This is a genomic window from Glycomyces dulcitolivorans (assembly GCF_003265355.1).
GTDB classification, from domain to species: Bacteria; Actinomycetota; Actinomycetes; order Mycobacteriales; family Micromonosporaceae; genus Glycomyces; species Glycomyces dulcitolivorans.
Genome location: NZ_QFRW01000063.1, coordinates 1 through 4,658 on the forward strand (window position 1 = coordinate 1; position 4,658 = coordinate 4,658).

At 70.5% G+C, this 4,658-nt stretch carries 4 protein-coding genes; 2 read left to right on the forward strand and 2 right to left on the reverse strand.

Features of this window, described 5'->3' with window-relative positions; all coding sequences use genetic code 11:
* Positions 1-76: 76 nt before the first annotated feature.
* Complete coding sequence (locus DI269_RS04690) at positions 77-664, reverse strand: dihydrofolate reductase family protein (RefSeq protein WP_112133963.1); 588 nt, start codon at positions 662-664, stop codon at positions 77-79.
* A 224-nt stretch (positions 665-888) separates the two neighbouring features.
* On the opposite strand from DI269_RS04690, the gene DI269_RS04695 reads away from it, so the two are divergent.
* Positions 889-1,341 (forward strand): hypothetical protein, encoded by a 453-nt coding sequence (locus DI269_RS04695; protein ID WP_157974765.1) that lies wholly within the window; start codon positions 889-891, stop codon positions 1,339-1,341.
* 88 nt (positions 1,342-1,429) lie between these two features.
* Here DI269_RS04695 and DI269_RS04700 read toward each other — a convergent pair whose 3' ends face one another.
* Positions 1,430-3,556 carry an anthranilate synthase component I gene (locus DI269_RS04700; RefSeq protein WP_112133965.1) on the reverse strand — a complete coding sequence of 709 codons (2,127 nt, stop codon included), beginning with the start codon at positions 3,554-3,556 and terminating at the stop codon, positions 1,430-1,432.
* Positions 3,557-4,060: 504 nt separating this feature from the next.
* On the opposite strand from DI269_RS04700, the gene DI269_RS28055 reads away from it, so the two are divergent.
* On the forward strand, positions 4,061-4,658 hold a 598-nt coding region (locus tag DI269_RS28055), incomplete at its 3' end, for a class I tRNA ligase family protein (RefSeq protein ID WP_232822616.1).

Consider the following 4,658-nt stretch of genomic DNA (forward strand, 5'->3'; position numbering starts at 1 on the left):
CCCGGCCCGGCCCGTAAGGGCCGGGCCGGGAGCTTGGGCGGTGGGAGGCGAGTACTCCGCCCGCCCGCGGTGCGGTCTAGTTCTTCACCCGGTAAGCGAGGGTGGCGAACTGGCCGCTGGGCTTGGCCTCGATGAGTTCGAGGCGGTCGGAGAGGATGCGGCGGGGGAGGAGCGGCGCTCCGGCTCCGAGGAAGACCGGGGCGAGGCTGACGCGGATCTCGTCGAGGAGGCCCGCGTCGAAGAACTGGCCGACGAGGTCGCCGCCGCCGACGATCCAGCGGTCCTTGTCGCCGGCCGCCGCGACCATCTCGCCGTGGACCGCCGCGACGTCGCCCGAGGCGAACTTGAGGTCGGCGCCCGGCACCGCCGGGAGGTCGCGGCTGGTGAAGACCCAGGTCGGCTGCTCGTACACCCACTTCTCGGGGTGCTCGATCGCGTTCTCGTAGTCGAGGATCCACTGGTAGGTGGTGGACCCCATGCAGATCGCGCCGACGCCCTTCATGAACTCGGCGAACTCGTCGAGCGGCGTCTCGACCGCCTCGCCCTCCGGGCCCGGCTCCTCGGGCAGCCCGCCCGGCACGGTGAACAGCCACTCCAGGGAGTTGTCGGGATCGGCGATGAACCCGTCGACGGTGGTCGCGGTGTTGTACACGGTTTTGGCCATCCGACCACCCAATCACGGCCCACCGACACCGCGCCCCCGATCCGGGGACCGCCTGTTTCGAACACCCGAGCCCCGCGGCCCGCCGGGTCGGTCCGACGCGCCGGACGAGTTCTGTCAGATTCCCGACACTGACCGTTTTGTAGTGAAATACCCGCTTCTACCCACTTAAGTGGTGGGTGCGTCACAAGGCGCAGTCATGATCAAGTTTCACCAAAGGGGTGATCATGGTAATGAAGAGGATCTTCACTGCCATCGGCGTCGCGGCGGCCGCGTTCGCGTTGTCGCTGTCCGCCGCATCACCGGCCGCGGCGGTTCCCGTCGACGCGCCGACTCCCGTCAAGTCGCGCATCGAGGCCACGACCGCAACGGACGCCACCGTCCCTGCCGGCACCGTCGCAACAACCGACACCGTCGTCCCGGCCAACGCGGTCGAGCAGCGGACCTGCCGCGCCCGCTTCGCCGAGAACGTCAACCACCGGCTCCGCGCCGAAGCGGGCTCGGCGATCCTCGGGTCCATCCCGGCCGGCACCTGGGTGCAGACGTCCTGCACCCGTGTCGCCGGCGGCGAGTACACCGCGTGCGGCCTCTCCAGCGACTTCTGGATGGAGGTCTACTGGAACGGCAACTGGGGCCACGGCGCGTGGGGCTGCGTCCAGGACTGGGAGTTCACCTCTTGATCGAGACTGCGTAGACACGACAAGACGGAAGCGCGACAACGCGAAAGGGGCCGGGAAGCACCGCTTCCCGGCCCCTTTCACACGTCCCTCACGCCGTCAGGCGCAGCGCGTTCCCGATGATCCGGTGCCCGTGCGCGCCCGCCGCCGTCAGGATCGACTCCGGGTGGAACTGCACCGCGAACCAGCGCTTGCCCGGCGCCTCGATCGACATGACGACCTCGTCGATCGCCGCCGTCGGCGTGAAATCGCCCTTGACCTGGTCGGCCGTCGCGTACAACGAGTGGTACCGCGCCGCCGTCACCTCGTCGGGCAGCCCCGCGAACAGGCCCCCGCCGGTGACCTTCACGTTCCCCGGCTTGCCGTGGCTCGGCTCCTCCAGCAGCGACAACTGACCGCCCGCGTGCTCGACCATCGCCTGGAGCCCCAGGCACACCCCGAACACCGGCAGCTCCCGCGCCTCCAGCTCGTCGAGCAGCGCCGCCGTCCCGAAGTCCTCCGGGCGCCCCGGCCCCGGCGACAGCACCACCAGGTCCGGCGCGATCTCCTCCAGCACGGCAGGCACGTCGAACCCGAACCGCAGCGTCGTCACCTCGCAGCCGTGCTGCCGGAAGTAGTCCCCGAGCGTGTTCACGAACGAGTCCTCGTGGTCCACCAGCAGCACCCGCCGGCCCACACCCGCAGGACCGCCCGCGACCTCGATCGGCTCCGGCACCGGCGCCGCAGCGCCCACGCCGCCCGCCGCGGTCTCCAGCAGCGCCCGCGCCTTCAGGTGCGTCTCGGCCTCTTCGGCGTCGGGGTCCGAGTCGTACAGCAGCGTCGCGCCCGCGCGCACCCGCGCCACGCCCTCGCGGATCTGCGCCGTCCGCAGCGTCAGCCCCGTGTTCATCGACCCGTCGAAGCCCACGAACCCGACCGCCCCGCCGTACCAGCGCCGCGGCGTCGTCTCCTGCTCCTCGATGAACCGCATCGCCCACGTCTTCGGCGCGCCGGTCACCGTCACCGACCACATGTGCGTCAGGAACGCGTCCAGCGCGTCCATGCCCTCCCGCAGCCGCCCCTCCACGTGGTCCACCGTGTGGATCAGCCGCGAGTACATCTCGATCTGCCTGCGCCCCAGCACCTTCACCGAACCCGGCACGCACACCCGCGCCTTGTCGTTGCGGTCCACATCGGTGCACATCGTCAGCTCCGACTCCTCCTTCGGGGAGCCGATCAGCGCCGCGATCTGCGCCGCGTCGTGCAGCGGGTCCGACCCGCGCGCGATCGTCCCCGAGATCGGGCACGTCTCCACCCGGTCGCCCTGCACCCGCACGAACATCTCCGGCGAGGCCCCCACCAGGTACTCGCGGTCGCCCAGGTTGAAGATGAACTCGTACGGCGCCGGATTCGCCGTCCGCAGCCGCTCGTAGAACGCCGTCGGCGAATCGCACGCCGCGTACATCTCGTGCCCCGGGACCACCTCGAACAGGTTGCCCGCCTTGAACTCGCGCTTGGCACGCCGCACCGTGTCCGCGTACACGCCCGGCACCGGCCCGTCCGGGACCGCCGCCGCCGGCACGTAGTCCAGCGAATCCGTCTCCCGCGAAAGCCCCTTCGTCGACCGGTCCCCGAGCGCGAACTCGTACCTGCGCACCTGCGCGGTCTCCCGCTTGCGGTCGACCACGTAGATCTCGTCCGCCAAGTGCAGCACCAGGTCCCGCTGGTCGGCCGGGCGGTCCTTCGCGTACGGGATCGGCTCGAACTGGTACGCCAGGTCGTACCCGAACGCCCCCCACAGGCCCAGGTACGGGTCGTCGCAGCGCAGCGCGTCCAGCACCACCCGCAGCGCCGAGAACGCCGTCGGCAGCTTCGACCGCAGCTCCTCCGGCACCCGGCCCGTCGGCACCGGCACCTCGACGCGCACCTCGCCGTCCTCGCGCGTCACCTCGCCCACCCCGGCCGCCGCCAGCGCGTCCGCCAGGACGTCGACCAGCAGGTAGCCGCGGGCGTTCAACCGCCGCACCACCACCGTGCGCCCGCGCGCCACGACCTCCAGGGACGGGTCCACGTACGCCAGGTGGTAGCGCGAATAGCGCCCCGGATACTCCATGCCGCTGGAGAGCACGCCGCCCCGGCGCGCCTCCACCTGCGCGACCACGGACGTCAGATCCGACGAGTCGAGGTCGGACACCGTCCGCTCCACGGTCACGCCCGACGGGGTCTTGAACACTGTCATCAGGGCCTCTTCCTCAAGAAGTACTGGGTCTCGAGTCCCGTCCTGAGGCGGCCGACCCCGGATACGACGAAGCGACCGCCTTCAAGACGGTCGCTCACTTCGCTCGCACGCAAAAGCAGGACGCCGCCTCAGCGACGCCACCACCAGTTGTTCGCGTGGATCCTCACACCGGGAATGGTACATGTCCGCACCGTGGGACGCCGGGCGGAGAGCGCCCGGCGCGGCGCCGTAAATCGCTCGCGGGCCACCGGACGGGCAGCGCTACACTCGAAGGCAACAGCGTCGACCCGGCCATCACCGGCGAGCTTCCGGAAGAACCGGCCCCGAATCCACCCGGACCCGAGGCCCCACTAGACCCGGACGGACGCGGCCCGTCACCGCCGCCAGTCGAGCGGGCGCACTCGTGCGCCAAGCGAGGTGGTACCGCGGGCCGCCCCACCGAGACGGGGGCGCGGCTCGTCCTCGCACACTGAAGACCAAGGTGTGTGAGGAGACACGGGTCCCATGGCCTATCCACTCGACGACCCCCGGCGGGGCGTCCCCGCGAGCCCGAACCTCCCGGAGGTCGAGCGCCGCGTGCTCGACTTCTGGACCAAGGACGACACCTTCCAGGCGTCCATCGAGGCCCGCGACGCCGGCGAGAACGGCGCCAACGAGTTCGTCTTCTACGACGGCCCGCCCTTCGCCAACGGCCTGCCCCACTACGGGCACCTCCTCACCGGCTACGTCAAGGACGTCGTCCCCCGCTACCAGACCATGCGCGGGCGCCGCGTCGAGCGCCGCTTCGGCTGGGACACCCACGGCATGCCCGCCGAGGTCACCACCGAGAAGGAGCTCGGCCTCAAGACCAAGGCCGAGATCGAGGCGTACGGCATCGACCGGTTCAACGCCGCCGCCAAGGCCTCCGTCCTCCAGTTCACCGGCGAATGGCACGACTACGTCACCCGCCAGGCCCGCTGGGTCGACTTCGAGAACGACTACAAGACCCTCGACCTCACCTACATGGAGAGCGTCATGTGGGCCTTCAAGACCCTCTACGACAAGGGCCTGGTCTACGAGGGCTACCGCGTGCTCTGGTACTGCTGGCGCTGCGAGACGCCCC

What these genes read in the sequence shown, in the direction of transcription:
- DI269_RS04690 (WP_112133963.1), bottom strand. Translation starts at nt 664, where the DNA reads ATGGCCAAAACCGTGTACAACACCGCGACCACCGTCGACGGGTTCATC.
- DI269_RS04695 (WP_157974765.1), top strand. Translation starts at nt 889, where the DNA reads ATGGTAATGAAGAGGATCTTCACTGCCATCGGCGTCGCGGCGGCCGCG.
- DI269_RS04700 (WP_112133965.1), bottom strand. Translation starts at nt 3,556, where the DNA reads ATGACAGTGTTCAAGACCCCGTCGGGCGTGACCGTGGAGCGGACGGTG.